This window comes from Massilia sp. CF038 (assembly GCF_900129765.1).
Classification (GTDB): Bacteria; Pseudomonadota; Gammaproteobacteria; order Burkholderiales; family Burkholderiaceae_D; genus Telluria_A.
In genome coordinates, this window is record NZ_FQWU01000001.1 from 40,147 (window position 1) to 58,111 (window position 17,965).

Sequence of the window (17,965 nt, forward strand, 5' to 3'; positions counted from 1 at the left end):
AGAACACCGATGCTGAAAATGGCCCGCCGCTGTGCACAGATTGCTTTACTGGCGCTAGCCGCATCAGGCCATGTCACGGCGCAGACGCAGACGGGGGTATCGCCTGCACCTGCGCCGGCCGCATCGGAGCTCAAGCAGCAGGACGAACCCAAAAAAGCGCCGGTGCCACAGTCGGAAGTCAAGGCGCCGGCCACCGCATCCACCGCGCCCAAGGGCACGCTGGTCATTATCGGTGGCGGCCTGCGCGGCGAGAACGAACCCGTATGGGAGCGCATCGTCGAACTGGCCGGCGGCAAGGGCGCCCGTATTGCCGTATTCGGCACCGCGTCTGCCAGCCCCGAACGCGCGGCCCGTCTTGACGCCGAACGTCTCAATTTCTACGGTGCCGACGCCTTCGTGGTGCCAGTTGCTGTACGCCTGAAGGGCACCGATTACCGCGCTGCCGCCAACGACCCTGTGCTGGCGGCCCAGGTCAGCTCCGCCGCCGGCGCCTATTTTGTCGGCGGCGACCAGGCCCGCATTACCGAAGCGCTGCGCAAACCTGACGGCAGCAGCACCCTGATGCTGGACGCGCTGTGGGATATGTACCGCCGCGGCGGCGTGATTGCCGGCACCAGCGCCGGCGCCGCCATCATGAGTAAAACCATGTTCTACAACGTCAGCTCGGTGCTGTCGACGCTCAAGCGCGGCGTGGCCGATGGCATGGAACTGGCGCCTGGCATCGGCTTTATTGGTGACGACGTCTTCGTTGACCAGCACTTGCTGGTGCGTGGCCGCTTTGCCCGCATGCTGCCCGCCATGATGGCCAAGGGGTACAAAACCGGTCTTGGTATCGATGAAAACACGGCCATGATCATTCACGCCAACCGCGACGTGGAAGTGCTGGGTTACAAAGGCGCTTTGCTGATCGACCTCAATAGCGCCACCAGCGTGCCGGGCGACTTCAATGTCACCAATGCGCGCTTGTCGTATCTGGATAATGGCGACCGCTACAACATCGCCAAGCAGACCTTCACGCCTTCGCCTGACAAAGCTAGTGGCAAGTTTGATCCGGCCAGACCGTACTACAAAGGGCCGCTGTTCACGGCCGACATTCTGGGTCACACTACCATTGTCGACCTGATGACTAAATTGATCGACAGCGATCAGCCGGACGCAATTGGGATTGCCTTCGGCAGCCCGCGCGATCTGCAGGCCGATCTGGGCTTTGAATTCCGCCTGTCCCGGATCAGTGACAGCGTCGGTTATGCGTCGGCCGTGGCGGACGCCTACTCGGTGTACAACATTCGTCTGGATGTCCGTCCGATCAAGATTCAGCAGCCGTTCTACCAATACAAATAACCAACAACATCGTCCTCGCGAAGGCGGGGACCTATTCCACGCTGAACAACTTCGGAAACGTGGAATAGGTCCCCGCCTTCGCGAGGACGATGTGCGTTTACCGAGGATAGTCCATGCTTCGTGCTTTGTCCGCCGCAGCGCTGCTGCTTGCCACCGCCTCTGCCCTGGCCCAGGCCCCCGCCACCGTGCGGGTCGACTACAACCACAGCGGCAACGCCCTCGGCGAGCAGTACGCGCTGGAGCGGGTCCTGATCGAGCCGCTGCCCTGGCCGGGCAGCCTGTCCCAGAACTTCGACAACACCGACCGTGGCCAGAACCGGCTTGAAGTGGTCGACGCCAAAACCGGCGACCTGCTGTACTCACGAGGCTTTTCCACCATCTTCGGCGAGTGGCGTACCACCGACGAAGCCGCGCGCGTGAGCCGCGGCTTCCATGAATCGGTGCGCTTTCCCAAACCCGCCAAACCGGTCAAGGTCCGCATTCTCAAGCGCGACGAGCGCAATCTGTTTTCGGTTGTCTGGACGGTCGACATCGATACCGACGCGCAGGACGTGATCCGCGCCCAGCCGCCTGCGCCGGCCAAGCCGATCCCCATCCGCGTGAGCGGACCCTCGCCCGACAAGGTCGACCTGCTGGTGCTGGGCGATGGCTACACTGCTGCGGACATGGGTAAATTCGAGGCTGATGCGCGGCGCCTGTCCGACCATCTGTTCTCGGTGTCGCCGTTCAAGGAACGGGCGCGTGACTTCAATGTATGGGCCCTGGCCGTGCCGACCCAGGAGTCGGGCGTGTCGCGCCCCTCTACCGGTCTGCACCACGCGTCCGCGCTAGGCACACGCTACGATATTTTCGGCAGCGAGCGCTATGTACTCACGCTCGACAACCGCGCCCTGCGCGACATCGCTCAGAACGCCCCGTACGAGTTCATTGAAATCCTGGTCAACAACGACACTTACGGCGGCGGGGGCATCTTCGGGCAGTTCAGCACCGCGGCCGCCGGCAACGACTGGGCCAATTATCTGTTCGTGCACGAATTTGGCCACCACTTCGCCGGCCTGGCAGACGAGTACTACACCTCGCCGGTGGCCTATGCGGCAGCGGCGGGCCGGCCCGAACCCTGGGAGCCAAACGTGACGGCCCTGCGCGACCCGACCAAGCTCAAATGGAAGCAGCACGTCAAGGCAGGGACGCCACTGCCAACGGCCTGGCCCAAGGCCGAGTACGAGGAATATTCGCGCGCCTATCAAAAGCGCCGCGCCGCCCTGCGCGCAGCCAATCGGCCGGAATCGGAAATGAGTGCGCTGTTCAAGGAAGACTTACAGCACACAACGGAATTATTTTCCAAACAGAAACATGTGCACGCCATCGGCGCGTTCGAAGGGGCGAACTATGAGGCCACCGGATATTACCGCTCCGAAATGCGCTGCATCATGTTCGATCGAAGTGAAAGATTCTGTAAGGTATGTAACGAGGGCATCGGTGCGGTCATTGACCTGTACGCTGCACCCGCCAGGGCAAAATAGGCATACGCCCCGTGGTTGGAGGCGGTCTTGCGCACAGTCCGCCTTTTTTAATGCCAAAAAAATTTCTGATTGGCACGGAAGACTAAGTGCGTTTGCGCACAGACCCTGATGTCTTTACCTCATATTCTGAACACGTTCCTCGACGAAACATACAGTTGAGAACGGTAGATGGACGACAACGTCCACGATTGTTCCCTCCATATACATAAAGGTAAAATGCCATGAATAAATTGCTCGTAACCATGATCGCCGGCCTGTTCGCTACTTCGGTTTATGCACAAACCCCAGCTACCCCAGCGGTAGTAAAGGCACAGGAAGAAGCCAGCAAAGACATCGCCAAGGCTGAAAACAAAGAAGCCAAGGCTGACGCCAAAGCCAACGAAAAAATCACCAAGGCCCAGGCCGATGCGTCCGAAAAGAAAATGAAGGCGCATAACAAAGCAGTCAAGGAACACGCTGAAGCGCACACCGACGTCGCCAAAGCTGACCCAGAAGACAAAATGAAAGCAGAAGCCAAGGCCGACGAGAAAGTCGCCAAAGCCAACCTGAAGGCTGAGAAAAAAATGATCAAAGCCGACGTCAAAGCTGAAAAGAAAATCACCGAAGCCGCTGGCGACAAAGCAACCGCAGCAGCCAAAACCGCTGAAGCGAAAGCCGAAGCCAATGCTGAAGTGAAAAAAGCAGCCACCAAGTAATCTGGTGCGCTTGAAATGAAAAACGCAGCCTTCGGGCTGCGTTTTTTTTCGTCTATGCGGGCTTTTGCGATTCTCCATCGCTTGTTGCCTGCCGCCACAGCCACACCGCCAGCAGCAAGCGCGACACGGGCTGCAACACGGGGTACACCATGCCCACAATCCCGTCGAAGTTGCTGATTGACGTGTAGCCACCCAACATGATGGCCACGGTGAGCGGGACCGCGAGCAGGAACAGCCACCCCAGCGTACGCTCGACTTTTTGCTGGCGCACCAGTGCCAGCCCGTAGCAAAGCGAGCCCAGCAAAAAGCACACGAGCAACAGGAAGAACATGCCATCCCAAACGCCCTGGAACCCCAGCAGCAGGATGCGCAGCTGATCCTGCACTGCGGGCGCGCTGATGGCAAACTGCGCACGCCAAGTGGCGTTGACCGCAAACAAATTGACCGACACGCCCAAAAGTTCGGTCAGCGCCCACATGAACATCGAGATAAAACCAGCTCCGGCCAGCGCCGGACTGCGGCGCCACAGCAGCCAGGTCGCCCCCGCGTATGCGCTCAGGGCGAAAAAGATATGGATGAAATTAACCCACAGGCGGCCAAGATACAGCGGGTTGGCATGCAGCGCGATGGTCTCGTCGAAAGTAGCGGGAGCCACGGTCAGGCGCGGCAGCAGCCACAGGAGAAAGGTCGTCAGCGCCGACAGGGCGGCTGCGACGGCAGCCAATCGAAGGGCGGTGCGTGGCATTAAATTTCTCCTCTGAATTTTTATGGCAGAGCGTAGCGCATATCGTCAGCAGGGGCAATCAGGCAGGGGCGGAGCCGACATGAGCGCCGCGCCCGTCCTGGCCAAAGAAAAAGACCCGGTCAGGGATTCTGAGCGGGCCTTCGCGGAAGGTGCGCCTCTGGTCTGTCAGGCCAGGGCTACTACAGGTTTATACGATGGCCTTGAGCGCCAGCGCCTTCACCTTCGCTTCAAGCGCCTTGCCTTTGCGGGCGCGTTTGCCGAAGTGGACCGCCAGACCGGAGGCCGACAGATCCACTTCGCGCGGCTTGCCGCCGGCCCAAGTGCCGACCACGGTCACGCCCTTCTGGGTGATCGGCTGCACTGCAGCCAGCTTCTCTTTCGCTTCCAGTTCCATCAGAGTGACGCCGCGACCGCCATTGGTCAGTGTCTTGAGTTCGTCCATGCCGAACACCAGCAGGCGGCCTTTCTCGGACAGGCAGGCGATTGCGCTGGCGCCGGTGGCGATGACGCGCGGCGTCAGGGGGACTGCGCCTTCATCAAGGGTGATGAAGGATTTTCCACCCTTGAGACGGCTCACCATATCGCCTGCTTTGGCTGCGAAGCCGTAGCCGGCGGACGACGCCAACATCAGATTGGTGGCAGCGCTGCCAGCGAAGAAGTGCAGCAGGCGCACGCCGCCCGACAGATCGACCAGGGTCGTCATCGGCACGCCGTCCCCGCGCGCGCCCGGCAGGGCCGATACCGGCACCGAGTACACCTTGCCGTTGTCGCCGAAGGCCAGCAGGGTATCGACAGTGCGGCATTCGAAGGCGTTGTGCAGCGAGTCGCCGGCCTTGAAGGTGAACTGGGTGACGTCGTGGCCAATGCCGGTGCGGGCGCGGACCCAGCCTTTTTCGGACACGATCACCGTCACCGGTTCATCGATGACTTTCTGTTCGGCGGTGGCGCGGGCGGCTTCTTCGATGATGGTGCGGCGCGCGTCGCCAAAGGTCTTGGCATCGGACTCGATTTCGCGAATGATCAGGCGTTTCATCGACGATGGGTTGTCGAGCAGGTCTTGCAGCGTCTCTTTTTCCTTGCGTAGTTCGCCCAGCTCTTTCTCGATCTTGATCGCTTCCAGACGCGCCAGTTGGCGCAGTCGGATTTCAAGAATGTCTTCGGCCTGGATGTCGGTCAGGTCGAATTCGGCGATCAGGGCCGCCTTCGGATCGTCCGAATTGCGGATGATGTGAATCACCTTGTCGATATTGAGCAGCACCGTCATCCGGCCTTCGAGGATGTGGATGCGTGCGTTGACTTTGCCCAGCCTGAATTCGGTGCGGCGCCGTACCGTGACGAAACGGAATTCGATCCACTCCTGCAGAATTTCGGTCAGACCCTTCTGGCGCGGACGGCCATCGCCGCCAATCATCACCAGGTTGATCGAATTGGACGACTCCAGCGACGTGTGCGCGAGCAGCATCAGCATGAATTCGTTCTGGTCCTGGTTTTTCGATTTTGGCTCGAATACCAAGCGCACCGGCGCCTCCCGCCCCGATTCATCGCGCACCTTGTCGAGCGAGCCAAGAATGTTCTGCTTCATCGCCAACTGCTCGGGCGAGAGCGACTTCTTGCCCAGCTTGATCTTGGGATTGGTCAGCTCTTCGATCTCTTCCAGCACTTTTTGCGAGGAGCAGCCCGGCGGCAGTTCGTATACCACCGCCTGCCACTGGCCACGCGCCAGTTCTTCGATTTTCCAGCGCGCGCGCACCTTCATGGAGCCGCGTCCGCTGGTGTACATGTCGGCGATCTGCGACTGCGGTGTGATGATCTGGCCACCGCCCGGGAAGTCCGGGCCCGGCATGAAGGCCATCAGTTCGGCGTGGGTGATCTTCGGATTGCGGATCATGGCCACCGCCGCCTGCGCCACTTCGGTCAGGTTGTGCGAGGGGATTTCCGTGGCCAGGCCCACCGCAATGCCGGAAGCGCCGTTGAGCAGCACCATGGGCAGGCGCGCGGGCAGTGCCTTTGGTTCGTTGTGAGCGCCGTCGTAGTTGGGCTGGAAGTCGACCGTGCCTTCGTCGATTTCTTCCATCAGTACGCGGGCAATCGGTGTCAGGCGCGCTTCCGTGTAGCGCATGGCTGCCGCGCCGTCGCCGTCGCGCGAGCCGAAGTTGCCCTGGCCGTCGACCAGCGGGTAGCGCAGCGAGAAATCCTGCGCCATGCGCACCAGCGCGTCGTAGATCGACTGGTCGCCGTGCGGGTGCAATTTACCCATCACGTCACCCACCACGGCGGCGGATTTACGCGGCTTGGCGGTGGCACCCAGACCGAGTTCGTTCATCTGGAACAGGATACGGCGCTGCACCGGCTTCTGGCCGTCGCTGACATCAGGCAGGGCGCGGCCCTTGACCACTGAAACAGCGTAGTCAAGGTAGGCGCGCTCGGCGAACGTGGACAGGGTCAGCGTGTCGCCGTCTTCTGGTGGCGGCGGTGGCGGTTCTGCAAAAAGGTCGGTCTGGTTAGTCATGTACGTGTGTCGATTGGTGTTGATTTGCGTGGTGTTAAACGGTGCCGATTATGGCCGTTGATTCAGATAGTCGCGGTAAAAATGCAGCCGCGACAGGATCGCTTCCGCCTCTTCCGGCATTTCGCGGTAAATAAACGAGGGATTCTGCTCCCAATGAAAATAGTCTGCCAGGTCGATCCGGAATTGGTCGTCGCAGCCGGTGCCGGCGCAGTACTGCACTGCGCACAGTTCGAAGCATTCGCGCACCTCGAGATCGAGAAAATCGCCGCGGGCCGCCAGCGCGGCAAGCTGCGCGCCGGTATTGATGTGCGCGCGCGGTAGAAATTCGGCCCAGATCCGGCGTGCCTCGACCACTGCCGAGGCCCCGGACGATGACGTTTCGGGGACAAAGTCAAACACGGCGCGGTACACCGGCACGTCGGGATCGGTGTCAGGGTCCCATTCGTAGCAAGCCGTGTACACGGGCTGCTCCGGTGGCGCAGCGATTTCGCGATCCGACTCGTCCTCGAGCGGCTCGTCGAGCTCCATGCCATAGGTGTCGGCGTGGCGTGCCACGCGCAAAGCGGTTTCGTAGGCGTCACGCAGGTCCTGGAAACCCTGCGGATCGTCCTCCGGGCGCGTGGTCTTGAGCTGGCGCGCATAGGCGCGCTTGATTTCGCGCTCGTCGCTGGTGGCCCTGATGCCCAGTATGGTCCAGATATTCATGGTGCTAACCTGCCTGCGCTTCAATGCGCGGTGCTTCATGCATGTTGATCGCCGCATGAATGCCCAGCGTCAGCAGGATGATGCCAAAGATGAAAATCAGGTTGTCCTGGAAGCGAAGATCTGGAACCACCACTTTGACCATGGACATCAGGAACAGGGTAACGATCGCAATTCCCGCGGTCTCTTCGACGGCGCGGAAGAAGACAAAGCCCGCAAGCACCCATGCCCACATGATCAGGCTGAAGGGGAATTCGGCTTTCGTCGTCGAGAAGCACATCAGGAACAGGGCCATCGCGCCGATGAACCATACCATACGGCCAGCGGTCCGTTTGCGCTCCACGCAGCCTAGCCAGGTAAGCAAGTCGCCGCCACCGCGGAACAGTATCTGTAAAGCGCCAAATGTGGCGAACGTGTTCGTCAACAATGACAAGTCGCGGAAAACATTCGTCTGCAGGATCAGTCCCAGAATGATCGCAAAGGCGGCATGCGTCAGAAACGCGATCGGAAGAAAATGCGTGGAGTTGGCAAAGACACTTGCCAGTACGGTCGCCAGCAGGAACGCGCCCAACAAAAAACCGAGCACGGAGGACCCCTGCGCCAGGGGCATCAACATGGTGCCAGCGCAGTAGGCTGCCATCCATCCGAACTGCCATTGCGGCCGATAACGGTGGTGGTGCGTAAAGATGTTGAAGCTTTCCTGCCAAGCGCGAAACCGTTCCGACTGCAGGAAGGCAGGGGGACGCTGCGTCCACCTTGCGACCGCGAAAAAGGCCAGTGCCTGCGACAGCGCAAGCGCGATGAGCGCCACTGGCATGGAGAACTTCTGGCCGCTGGTGTAGTGGATAGCGGTGGCCAGCAAGGCGATGACCAGGCCGGTGTAAGCAGACAATTTGAGCGTCTGCTTGAAATAGCGGCGCTCATTGGCCGCCTTTTCCCACGCTTCGAATACCTGCTGATTCAGTTTGTAGTGCAGCATATTGCGGTGGCCCCAGCGGATCGTGGCGATCCAATGCTGCATGGAGCGGGTGAAGTCGCGATCGAAGGTGTCGCGAAAGCTGCTTGGCACACTGGTTGCAAGCAAGGCGCTCACCACCGGATTGTCATGGTGCGAGTACAGCCAGCAGTGCGAACGGTAGGCGTCCAGACGGTTCATGGCTTCCCGGGCTTCCTGCGGCATTGCGCGCTGAGCGCTCGAATTACCAAGATCCCATTCAAAGAATTCAGCCATGTGCTGGCGAAACTTGTCTTCGCATTCGGCCCGGGCGCAATGGCGCAGCGCGCACAATTCAAAGCATTCGCGCACCTGGAGGTCGAGCAGGTCGCCGCTGGCGACCAATTCATCGATGCAGGCGCGCGTGTCGCGCAGACCTTTGCGCGAGAAGGCCTCCCAAAGGCGTTGCGCTTCGACTTCGGGAAGTTCAGCAATGGCGGGCTCGCCCCAGTGGCGTTCGTAGGCAGCGGAATAGGCCGGGCCACCGCCGGAGCGCAGCGCAATTTTGGGCTCGGGCGGCGCTGGTGGCGGCGCATCATCGCGCAGGTGACGGCGCATGCGTGGTGGCGCGTCTTCTTCGGCCACAATTGCGACCGGTGCTTGCGGATCGATCGCATCTTCCTGGTACGGGGAAGAAGGCGGTGCCGCGTTTTCGCTGGCGGCGCCATTGGCTGCCATCGACAGGGCCCGCTCATAAGCTTCGCGCAGAGTCTGAAATGCCGCGGGATCGTCCTCGGGACGGGTCGTTTTGAGCTGCAACGCGTAGGCGCGCTTGATCGCACGTTCGCCGCTGTCGGACTCTATCCCGAGGATTTCCCACGCATTCACAGGAATGAACCCCGATCCAGCGCATTCATGGCCTGTTCCAGTGCCTCGCGCGCGCGCCGGGTGGCCTGCGCATCCTGCTGTTCCAGTACCGCGATAAAGTGGGCCACGTACTGCGCCAGATGTTCGCGGTCATTTCCCAGCAGCTGTTCGTAGAGGCGGTCCGCCTTGGCGACGAGGGTGCGGTTTTCAATCCGGTCGCGCGGGTGAATCTTCAGGTCGGCCAGTTCGGCCAGGCGTTTTTCGATCTCGTCCGGCGACATGACGCCAGCGTTTTCCGTGATCAGAAGTTTGTGCTTTTCCTGGGTCGGCAGCACCGTGATTTCGCACTCGAGCACACCGCTGATATCGTAAGTAAAGCGAACGTCGGCACTGATCTCGCCGGATTTTTTCGGCGCGATCGGGAACAGCAGCTTACCGAGGAAAATATTGTCGGCAACCCGTCGTGCTTCGCCCTGATAGATCATGACCATCAATTCATTCTGATAGTCGTTGATCGTGGTAATGCGTTCCACGCGCGATACCGGCACCGCGGAATTGCGATCGATAATCGGCAGGTAGTGGCCGGACTCATAGTTATTCGGACCCATCTGGCGCGAGATGTTAATGCCGAGCGAATAAGGCGCCACATCGGTCATGACGATTTCGCTGAGGGCGGCATCACGCATCTTCAGCCCGGCCTGCACGGCCGCGCCAAGGGCGATCGCTTCGTCGGGATCGAGATGAATCAGCGGGAAGCGGCCGAACATGCGCGAGGCAAGTTTGCGTACCAGCGGCATGCGCGTGGCGCCACCGGCCAGTACCACCGACTCCAGCTCCGAAGCCTTGATGGTGGCGTCGCGCAGCGCGCGTTCGACCGGGGTGCGCAGGCGTTGCATGAGTGGCTCGCACAGCTGCGCCAGCACGTCTTCGGTCAGCTCCCATTGGTATTCGGTGCCGTCATAATGCATCAGCATCTTGACTTGCGGTGCTTCCGACAAAGCGCGCTTGGCCCGCTCGCCTTCGTCGCGCAGGCGCTGGCGCTGACTGCCCGTGAGGACATTGCTGCCAATGGCCTTTTCCAGCCCGCTTTTCTGCAGGAAGCCATCCACGATGGCGGTAACGAAGTCTTCACCGCCGAGGAAGTTGTCGCCAGCCGAGGCCCGCACTTCCATCACGCCGTCGAACAGCTCCAGAATCGAGACGTCGAACGTGCCGCCGCCCAGATCGAACACCAGAAATTTGGTTTCGCGCTGGGCATCCTGAATGCCATAGGCGAGGGCCGCTGCGGTTGGCTCGTTGAGCAAGCGTTCCACCTTGAGCCCGGCCAGCTGGCCGGCCACGCGGGTGGCCTTGCGTTGCGCGTCACTGAAGTAAGCTGGCACCGTGATGATCGCTTCGGTGACGGTTTCGCCCAGATAGCTCTCGGCATCTTCCTTGAGCGCGCGCAGCACCATTGACGACAGTTCCTCCGGGCGGAAAACCTGCTTGCCCAGCTGCGTCTTGCGTTCGCTGCCCATGTAGCGCTTGAACACGGCTGCCGTCAGGTGCGGGTGGGTCTGCAGACGCGCGTGCGCCGCTTCCCCGATCAGGATCGTGCCGTCATCATCAATCCCCACGCACGAAGGCGTCAGGTTCTTGCCCAGTGCATTGGGAATGATGGAAGCTTTCCCGTCGCGCCAGACCGCCACCAGGCTGTTGGTGGTGCCAAGGTCGATCCCGATGATCATGTCAGATATCCGCTTCCGTTTCGTTACCGTGTTCTTCGATCCAGGCCCGCCGTGCGGCAGCCTCGCCCTTGCCCATCAACATATTGAAGCGCGCCGACGCATCGATATGCTCGAAGTCGCCCAGCATGACCGGCAGCAGGCGCCGGGTGTCCGGATTCATGGTGGTTTCCCACAGCTGCTCGGCGTTCATTTCACCCAGACCCTTGAAGCGCGAGATGCTCCAGGCGCCTTCCTTCAAGCCGTCCTTGCTCAATTTGTCTTCGATCGCCAGCAGCTCGCCGGCGTCGAGCGCGTACAGCTTCTGGATCGGCTTTTTGCCGCGCGCCGGTGCGTCGACCCGGTACAAAGGTGGACGGGCGATGCAGATGTGGCCCTTGTCCAGCAGCGCCGGGAAGTGCTTGAAGAAGAGCGTCAGCAGCAGGACCTGGATGTGCGAGCCATCGACGTCGGCATCGGACAGGATGCAGATTTTGCCGTAGCGCAGACCGGACAGGTCAACCGTGTCGCCATGGCTGTGCGGGTCCACGCCAATAGCCACGGCGATATCGTGAATTTCGTTGTTGGCAAACAGGCGATCGCGGTCGGTCTCCCAGGAGTTGAGCACCTTGCCGCGCAGCGGCAGGATGGCCTGGAATTCCTTGTCACGGCCCATCTTGGCCGAGCCGCCTGCCGAGTCACCCTCGACCAGGAAGATTTCGTTGCGGGCGATGTCGGTTGATTCGCAATCGGTCAGCTTGCCCGGCAAAACGGCCACGCCGGACGATTTTTTCTTTTCGACTTTCTGCAGCGAGCGCAAACGCGACTGCGCCTGCTTGATCACCAGCTCGGCCAGCTTCTTGCCGTATTCGACGTGCTGGTTCAGCCATAATTCCAGCGGCGGCTTGGAGAAGCTCGATACCAGGCGCACCGCGTCGCGCGAGTTCAGGCGTTCCTTGATCTGGCCCTGGAACTGCGGGTCCAGCACCTTGGCCGAGAGCACAAACGACACCCGTGCAAACACGTCTTCGGGCAGCAGCTTGACGCCTTTCGGCAGCAGCGAGTGCATCTCCACGAAGCTCTTGACGGCGCCGTACAGACCGTCGCGCAGGCCCGATTCGTGGGTGCCGCCGTTGGAGGTGGGGATCAGGTTGACGTAGGATTCGCGCACCACCGCGCCTTCTTCGGTCCACGCCACCACCCAGGCCGCGCCTTCGCCTTCGGCAAAGCCGTCGGTTTCGCCGTTTGAATACTGGGCGCCTTCGAACACGGGAATCAAGGTCTCGCCATTCGAGGACTGGGCCAGCATCTCGTTGAGGTAGCCGCGCAGGCCTTCATCGTACTTCCAGGTGGTGACGTCGCCAGTCTTGGCGTTGGTCAGCGTGACGGTCACGCCCGGCAGCAGCACCGCTTTGGAGCGCAGCAGACGTTGCAGTTCGACCTGGGAAATGGCAGGCGAGTCAAAATACTTCGGATCGGGCCAGGCGGTCACGCGGGTGCCGCTCTTTTTGCCGTCGCGCGGGGCTGGCACCGACACCAGCGGTTCGACCACGTCGCCATGGGCAAACGCCATCTTGTGCAGGCCGTTGCCGTTGTCTTCCTTGCGCCAGACGGTAATTTCCAGGCGCGTCGAGAGGGCGTTGGTGACCGAGACGCCCACGCCGTGCAAGCCGCCCGAGAACGCGTAGGCGCCGCCCGAGCCCTTGTCGAACTTGCCGCCGGCGTGCAGGCGGGTAAACACGATTTCGACGGTGGGCACGTTTTCTTCCGGGTGCAGTCCAACCGGAATGCCGCGGCCGTCGTCCTCCACCGTAATGGAGCCGTCCGTGTTGAGAGTAACGCCAATGTTCTTGCAGTGGCCGCCGAGCGCTTCGTCGGAGGCGTTGTCGATGACTTCCTGAATGATATGCAGCGGATTTTCAGTGCGGGTATACATCCCCGGACGCTGTTTGACGGGTTCCAGTCCTTTCAGGACACGGATGGATGATTCGCTGTAGTCGGATGCAGGTTTTTTGGTGGCCATATCAAAATTCTTTATGCGGATGCCTGCGCATTCTATCTTGTCGGACGGAAAAGTAAGCCATTTTGGCGCGAATGAAACGCTTGCCAGCGTCAGCGATAGTGGTTAGATTCACTTCAAGCGTGTCGCAATCACCCGCGCCGCTTCACAAATTTGCAAGAAAAGCATGTATAAGTATCCATTCGCCATCCGCCTTGCCGGCTTCGATCCGGACGAAAGGCCCCGTCTGGCGAACGCGCTCGCCAAGGCGCCCGGAGACGGGCCGGGATATTCTTGCCTGCTTGACGACAGTTTGCAAGACCCCGATCTGGTCATTGCCAATGGCGATGATCTGAAAGCCATCGCCTCGGTCCTGGCTGCGCCGCCGACGGCACTCGATCCCGTCATCGTCATCGGCGGAGCGGTGCTGGAATTTCCCTATCCCCGTTTGCTGCGCCCGCTGGACCTGGGCAGCCTGTACGCGATCATGGCTGACCTGCTGCTGCGCCGCGCCGAGGCGCAGGCACAGCTGCTGGCGCGCGGCTTACCGCTGCTGACGGAGCGGCGCCGCAAACCGCGCCTGGATCTGGACATTACCGACCCGGCCGACTACCTCAAGCGGCGCAAGGCGCCACCGACGGGCGCGGTACTGATCATCGACAAAAGCGAAGCCCTGCGCGACCACCTGGACACCCTGATGGGCGCCGGACGCATGACCATCACCTGGACCGACAGCGCCGCCACCGCCTTGCGCCTGTGCGAGGAAACGGCGGTGTCGCTGGTGCTGATTAATACCTCCACGCCTGTGATCGACCCTTACGGTCTGACCGCCGCCATCAAGGGCCAGCCGGGCGGCAAGCGCACTGCCGTGGTGCTGCTGGTGGGGCCGGGGTTTCACTATCACACGGCGCGCGCAAGAGCGGCGGGGGTGCGCGGCATGCTCGATAAGCCAGTGGCCGACCAGCATCTGGTGGCGACCCTGAAAAAGCTGCTGTCGCTGCCGCTGTGATCAGGAACACCACAATTTTGTTACAACTTTGAATCGTGCGCCCGGTGGCAATTGCTATATTGAAGCCATGCCAGATACAGACAAGCCCGACAGACGCGGCCCCCCTACAGAAAAAGACGGTGTACCCCACGCGACGCGGGTACCCGACCGGCGGGCGGCCGATGCGCCACCGCGCTACCTGAAAGTCAACGACACGCCGCTGTCGCTGGCCAAGCGGGTATTCAGTTCGCGCTGGCGCGCGGTACGCGACAAGATCGGCCGCGACTTCATGCGGCGCACGTTGCGCATTGGCGTGTCGGCCCGGATATTTCATCCCGAAGCGGGCGCGACCGGCCTGCGCAGCAAAAATCTGCAATATCTCGAAGAATCGATTGCCCAGTGGGTCATGTCGCGCGACGTGCTGGTGTTCATGGTGCCGACGGTGAATACCAACGGCCTTCTGCATCCCAGCAATATTACTCTTCGCCACTACGCGAAACACCTGGACGGCTTGGTGCTGCAGGGTGGGGCGGACGTGTCGCCGCAGACGTATTCCGAGTCGCCCACGCGGCCCGAGTGGAGCGGCGACCGCGCGCGCGACGTCTACGAACTGGAACTGCTGCATGAGTTTGTAGACGCTGGCAAGCCGGTGCTGGGCATTTGCCGCGGCTGCCAACTGATCAACGTGGCTTTTGGCGGTACCTTGTACCAGGATGTGGCGACCAATGTGCCTGACGCGCTGGCGCACGTGCACAGCGATTACGACGCGCACCGGCATGCGATTCTGTTCCCGCAAGGTTCATCGCTGGCGCGCATGTTCCCCAAGGTGCAGCGGCCGATCGTCAATTCGATCCACCATCAGGCGGTCAAGGATCTGGGGCGCGACATCATGGTCGAAGCCGTGTCGGAACCGGACGGGATTGTGGAGGCGATTCGCTACCAGCGGGCCAGTTTCGTGATGGGCTTGCAGTGGCATCCGGAGTTTCACCGGGCCGGCGGCGTCGATCTGCTCGATTGCACGCCCATCCTCGACGAGTTCCTGCGCGCCGCCCGCGAAACCCGGCTGTAAGTTGCATTGGGTTTTGCGCTTGCCCGCAAAATCGCCCTTCACGCACATCGTCCTCGCGAAGGCGGGGACCCATGCCACGCTGACCTAAGCCGTAAAATCAGCGTACAGGTCGCGCCATGTCGGATTACTTTTTGAAATCAGCGAAATCTTCCACGCGCGCTTGAATTTCTTGATCCGCTTCTCGCGAGCCACGGCCTCCATCACATCGCCGTGAATCTCATACCAAACAAGCCGGTGCACGTGGTATGTACTTGTAAAACACTCCAGGAATTCTTCGCGGTGTTCCCATACGCGGCGTACCAGGTCGGTTGAAACGCCGGTGTAGAGCGTACCGTAGGGCTTGCTTGCCATGATGTAGACGTAGCTGGGCTGGTCCATCCAGACATGGTGCGGCCCCGGGCTTGATCACAGTTTGGTGCGGATCAAACGTGGGATGGGCCCCCGCCTTCGCGAGGGCGATGTGGTGGGCGCTTAAGCGATGTGGGGGTGCTTAAGCGATGTGGGGGTGCTTAAGCGATGTGGTGGTGCTTAAGCGATGTGGTGGGCGCTCAAGCGATGTGGTGGCTACGCGTCGCCGCGGAATTTGTGGATGGCGGCATTGACCATGCCTTCGGCGCTGCCCTGCTCTGCATACTGCCGGCGCAGGTAGGTCGAATCGCTTGAATCCTGCGCTGCCGCCGTCAAGTGACGCAGGGCGCCCAGCGAACCCAGGGCTTCGCCATGCGGCTCCATCTTGCGCAGCGTCGTCAGAATATCCTCGCGCAGCGACATCGTCTCGTACGTTTTCGGATGCGTGATCGCGCCGTCCAGACCGAAGCGGCATGCCTGGAAACGGTTGAAGTTGTAGACCAGGTAGTCGTCTTCCACGGGCGGCTCTTCACGCCGTTCCAGCAGGTGGCGGCACAAGGCCTGCAAATACCCTGCCAGCGCCGCGGCCCGCTCCACCGTCAGCGGCGTGTCGCACACGCGCAGTTCGATGGTGCCGTATTCCGGCTTGGGCCGGATGTCCCAGTAAAAGTCCTTCATGCTCTTGATGATGCCGGTGCCTTCCATCTTGGCGAAGTAGACGTTGGCAAATTCATCCCAGGTCAGGGTGAACGGCGCCCGTCCGCTCATGGGGAAGGCAAACACGGAATTGAGCCGGGCCGAATCGAACAGACTGTCGTGGCCCTGGACGAAAGGTGAGGAGGCCGACAGGGCAATGAAGTGCGGGATGTAGCGGCTGAGCGAATGGAGCAGGAACATGGCGTCGTCGCCCGAGGCGCAGCCAATGTGCACGTGTTGTCCGAACACGGTGAACTGCTTGGCCAGGTAGCCGTACAGCGAGGACAGTTCGCGAAAGCGCGGCTTTTCGAAAATCTTCTGTTCCGACCAATGCTGAAACGGATGGGTGCCGCCACCGGACAGGCCGATGTTGAGCTGGTCGCCTGCGGCCACCAGCAGGTCGCGAATTTCCAGCAGCTCGGCCAGCAGCGGTGCGTGCTGCGAATGCACGCTCGAATTAATCTCGATCATGCTCTCGGCAATCTCGGGTGTGACGTTGCCGGGGAAGGGTTTCTTGCCCAGTAAATGAAGCAGGTCAGGGCTGGACGCGGTCAGGTCGAAGTCCGACAGGCTGACCAGCTGCAGTTCCAGTTCGACCCCGAAGGTCAGCGCCTGCGACTGCGCGAAGGGTTCCAATGGCATCTTATTCTCCGTGTGATTCTTTGGCCCAGACCAGCGCACGCTGGATCAGGATCGGACCGAACACTTCGAGCAGCAGCGTCACGCCAGCCATGGCGCGCAGTTCTTCGGCCAGGTTCACGCCGCGCAGACGCGCATGTTCGAGCAGCAGGATGACAAACACCGACACCGGCGCCAGCGCCAGGCCGGTGAGCGCACCCTTGCGCCAGGAGATGCCCGACAGCTCGGAGAACGCGGTCACGCCGACGATTTTGGTCAGCATGCGCACGGCCACCACCGCCAGTGCCAGCGCGGTGCCGCTGGTGATGGTGCGCCAGTCAAGGGTGGACGCTGCAAACACGAACAACAGTACGGTAAGCAGTTCGCCCAACGCGCCAAAGTTGCGTTGCGCCTGGGTGAAGGCCACACGCCGGTGACGCGCTGTCAGGCCAAAAGCCAGGGTGGCCACGACGGGCGAAAGCTGGGTCGTGTAGGTAACTGCCACCAGCAGGATCACCGCCAGCGCGAAGCCGACCGTAGCATCCTTGGACAGGTTGCCCATGTGGCGCAGCACAGCCGGTACCACCAGGCCAAACACGGCGCCCGTCAGCGCCGACAGCGCCAGTGCGACCAGGCTGTTGAGCGTGGCGTCGCCAATGTCTTCGGAGCTGCGGAAGATCCAGAAGCCGATAATGACGTTGAAGGTAAACACCGACAGCACGCAGTTAATCGCTGTCAGATGCAGGGCGCGTTCCGTCACCTGGCCGGAGCTGCGCATCTCGTTAATCACGCGCACCACCGTGGCCGGGGAGGTCGACATGCCGAGGGCAGCGAGCATCAGCGCCGTCATGGTCGACGTGTTGAATGCCAGTGCGACGAAGTAGATGGCGAAGAACGTACCGACTGCTTCGACCAGTGCTGCCATGCCGAACCAGGGATTGGTGCGGATCCAGCGCAAGTTGATACGGTAACCCAGTTCAAACAGGATCAGGCCGAATCCGACGTCGGCCATGACCAGCACGATGCCCGGATCCGTTTGTGGCAATACGCCGATTTGCGACGAGGCGAGCAGGAAGCCGGCAATGCCATAGAAGCTGATCTTTGGCAGTCCGGTCCAGCGCTGACCGTATTCTCCCGCGAGCCAGGCGATGCAAATCGCTACGGGCCAGGAGAGGTCGGTCAGGATCTGCAGGAGATCTGGCATGGCGTCCTTTCAGTAAAACCCGCG

14 protein-coding genes are annotated in these 17,965 nt (G+C 61.2%); 5 read left to right on the forward strand and 9 right to left on the reverse strand.

Going from position 1 to position 17,965, the window contains the following annotated elements; translation table 11 throughout:
* Window positions 1–9 precede the first annotated feature (9 nt).
* The 3 genes from BUC24_RS00175 to BUC24_RS00185 all read left to right on the forward strand — a co-directional run bounded on the left by BUC24_RS00175 (window position 10) and on the right by BUC24_RS00185 (window position 3,559).
* Window positions 10–1,341 carry a cyanophycinase gene (locus BUC24_RS00175; RefSeq protein ID WP_229447930.1) on the forward strand — a complete coding sequence of 444 codons (1,332 nt, stop codon included), beginning with the start codon at window positions 10–12 and terminating at the stop codon, window positions 1,339–1,341.
* Window positions 1,342–1,454: 113 nt separating this feature from the next.
* Window positions 1,455–2,864, forward strand: coding sequence for an IgA Peptidase M64 (locus tag BUC24_RS00180; protein ID WP_073212087.1), 1,410 nt, complete (start codon window positions 1,455–1,457; stop codon window positions 2,862–2,864).
* A 221-nt stretch (window positions 2,865–3,085) separates the two neighbouring features.
* Window positions 3,086–3,559: a hypothetical protein gene (locus tag BUC24_RS00185; RefSeq protein ID WP_073212088.1), complete on the forward strand. Its 474-nt coding sequence runs from the start codon at window positions 3,086–3,088 to the stop codon at window positions 3,557–3,559.
* 52 nt (window positions 3,560–3,611) lie between these two features.
* Here the strand turns inward: BUC24_RS00185 and BUC24_RS00190 are convergent, their stop codons facing one another.
* The 6 genes from BUC24_RS00190 to BUC24_RS00215 all read right to left on the reverse strand — a co-directional run bounded on the left by BUC24_RS00190 (window position 3,612) and on the right by BUC24_RS00215 (window position 13,042).
* Complete coding sequence (locus BUC24_RS00190; RefSeq protein WP_143167345.1) at window positions 3,612–4,304, reverse strand: hypothetical protein; 693 nt, start codon at window positions 4,302–4,304, stop codon at window positions 3,612–3,614.
* A 187-nt stretch (window positions 4,305–4,491) separates the two neighbouring features.
* Window positions 4,492–6,813 (reverse strand): DNA topoisomerase IV subunit A, encoded by a 2,322-nt coding sequence (parC, locus tag BUC24_RS00195; RefSeq protein WP_073212090.1) that lies wholly within the window; start codon window positions 6,811–6,813, stop codon window positions 4,492–4,494.
* A 48-nt stretch (window positions 6,814–6,861) separates the two neighbouring features.
* Entirely contained in the window at window positions 6,862–7,518 is a 657-nt protein-coding gene (locus tag BUC24_RS27080) for a J domain-containing protein (protein WP_073212091.1), read from the reverse strand.
* A gap of 4 nt (window positions 7,519–7,522) precedes the next feature.
* Window positions 7,523–9,337, reverse strand: a complete 1,815-nt coding sequence (locus BUC24_RS00205; RefSeq protein ID WP_073212092.1) for a J domain-containing protein — start codon at window positions 9,335–9,337, stop codon at window positions 7,523–7,525.
* Window positions 9,334–11,043 (reverse strand): molecular chaperone HscC, encoded by a 1,710-nt coding sequence (locus BUC24_RS00210; RefSeq protein WP_073212093.1) that lies wholly within the window; start codon window positions 11,041–11,043, stop codon window positions 9,334–9,336. The genes BUC24_RS00205 and BUC24_RS00210 overlap by 4 nt, the downstream gene beginning before the upstream one ends.
* A gap of 1 nt (window position 11,044) precedes the next feature.
* Window positions 11,045–13,042, reverse strand: a complete 1,998-nt coding sequence (locus BUC24_RS00215) for a DNA topoisomerase IV subunit B (protein WP_073212094.1) — start codon at window positions 13,040–13,042, stop codon at window positions 11,045–11,047.
* A 163-nt stretch (window positions 13,043–13,205) separates the two neighbouring features.
* Here BUC24_RS00215 and BUC24_RS27150 point away from each other — a divergent pair, with 163 nt between their 5' ends.
* Together BUC24_RS27150 and BUC24_RS00225 are read left to right on the forward strand one after the other, a co-directional pair.
* Entirely contained in the window at window positions 13,206–14,027 is an 822-nt protein-coding gene (locus BUC24_RS27150; RefSeq protein ID WP_073212095.1) for a response regulator, read from the forward strand.
* 67 nt (window positions 14,028–14,094) lie between these two features.
* A complete protein-coding gene (locus BUC24_RS00225; protein WP_073212096.1) occupies window positions 14,095–15,075 on the forward strand; it encodes a gamma-glutamyl-gamma-aminobutyrate hydrolase family protein in 981 nt (326 codons plus the stop codon).
* Window positions 15,076–15,159: 84 nt separating this feature from the next.
* Here the strand turns inward: BUC24_RS00225 and BUC24_RS00230 are convergent, their stop codons facing one another.
* From BUC24_RS00230 to BUC24_RS00240, 3 genes are all read right to left on the reverse strand, one after another.
* On the reverse strand, window positions 15,160–15,453 hold the full coding sequence (locus tag BUC24_RS00230) for a GIY-YIG nuclease family protein (RefSeq protein WP_073212097.1): 294 nt from the start codon (window positions 15,451–15,453) through the stop codon (window positions 15,160–15,162).
* Between the two features lie 186 nt (window positions 15,454–15,639).
* Window positions 15,640–16,761 (reverse strand): YbdK family carboxylate-amine ligase, encoded by a 1,122-nt coding sequence (locus BUC24_RS00235; RefSeq protein WP_073212098.1) that lies wholly within the window; start codon window positions 16,759–16,761, stop codon window positions 15,640–15,642.
* Between the two features lies 1 nt (window position 16,762).
* The gene (locus BUC24_RS00240; RefSeq protein WP_073212099.1) at window positions 16,763–17,941 is read right to left on the reverse strand and encodes a cation:proton antiporter; all 1,179 of its coding nucleotides are present in this window, start codon (window positions 17,939–17,941) and stop codon (window positions 16,763–16,765) included.
* Between the last annotated feature and the right edge of the window lie 24 nt (window positions 17,942–17,965).

What these genes read in the sequence shown, in the direction of transcription:
- BUC24_RS00225 (WP_073212096.1), top strand. Translation starts at nt 14,095, where the DNA reads ATGCCAGATACAGACAAGCCCGACAGACGCGGCCCCCCTACAGAAAAA.
- BUC24_RS00215 (WP_073212094.1), bottom strand. Translation starts at nt 13,042, where the DNA reads ATGGCCACCAAAAAACCTGCATCCGACTACAGCGAATCATCCATCCGT.
- BUC24_RS27080 (WP_073212091.1), bottom strand. Translation starts at nt 7,518, where the DNA reads ATGAATATCTGGACCATACTGGGCATCAGGGCCACCAGCGACGAGCGC.
- BUC24_RS00175 (WP_229447930.1), top strand. Translation starts at nt 10, where the DNA reads ATGCTGAAAATGGCCCGCCGCTGTGCACAGATTGCTTTACTGGCGCTA.
- BUC24_RS27150 (WP_073212095.1), top strand. Translation starts at nt 13,206, where the DNA reads ATGTATAAGTATCCATTCGCCATCCGCCTTGCCGGCTTCGATCCGGAC.
- BUC24_RS00210 (WP_073212093.1), bottom strand. Translation starts at nt 11,043, where the DNA reads ATGATCATCGGGATCGACCTTGGCACCACCAACAGCCTGGTGGCGGTC.
- BUC24_RS00190 (WP_143167345.1), bottom strand. Translation starts at nt 4,304, where the DNA reads ATGCCACGCACCGCCCTTCGATTGGCTGCCGTCGCAGCCGCCCTGTCG.
- BUC24_RS00185 (WP_073212088.1), top strand. Translation starts at nt 3,086, where the DNA reads ATGAATAAATTGCTCGTAACCATGATCGCCGGCCTGTTCGCTACTTCG.
- BUC24_RS00180 (WP_073212087.1), top strand. Translation starts at nt 1,455, where the DNA reads ATGCTTCGTGCTTTGTCCGCCGCAGCGCTGCTGCTTGCCACCGCCTCT.
- BUC24_RS00230 (WP_073212097.1), bottom strand. Translation starts at nt 15,453, where the DNA reads ATGGACCAGCCCAGCTACGTCTACATCATGGCAAGCAAGCCCTACGGT.
- BUC24_RS00235 (WP_073212098.1), bottom strand. Translation starts at nt 16,761, where the DNA reads ATGCCATTGGAACCCTTCGCGCAGTCGCAGGCGCTGACCTTCGGGGTC.
- BUC24_RS00240 (WP_073212099.1), bottom strand. Translation starts at nt 17,941, where the DNA reads ATGCCAGATCTCCTGCAGATCCTGACCGACCTCTCCTGGCCCGTAGCG.
- parC (WP_073212090.1), bottom strand. Translation starts at nt 6,813, where the DNA reads ATGACTAACCAGACCGACCTTTTTGCAGAACCGCCACCGCCGCCACCA.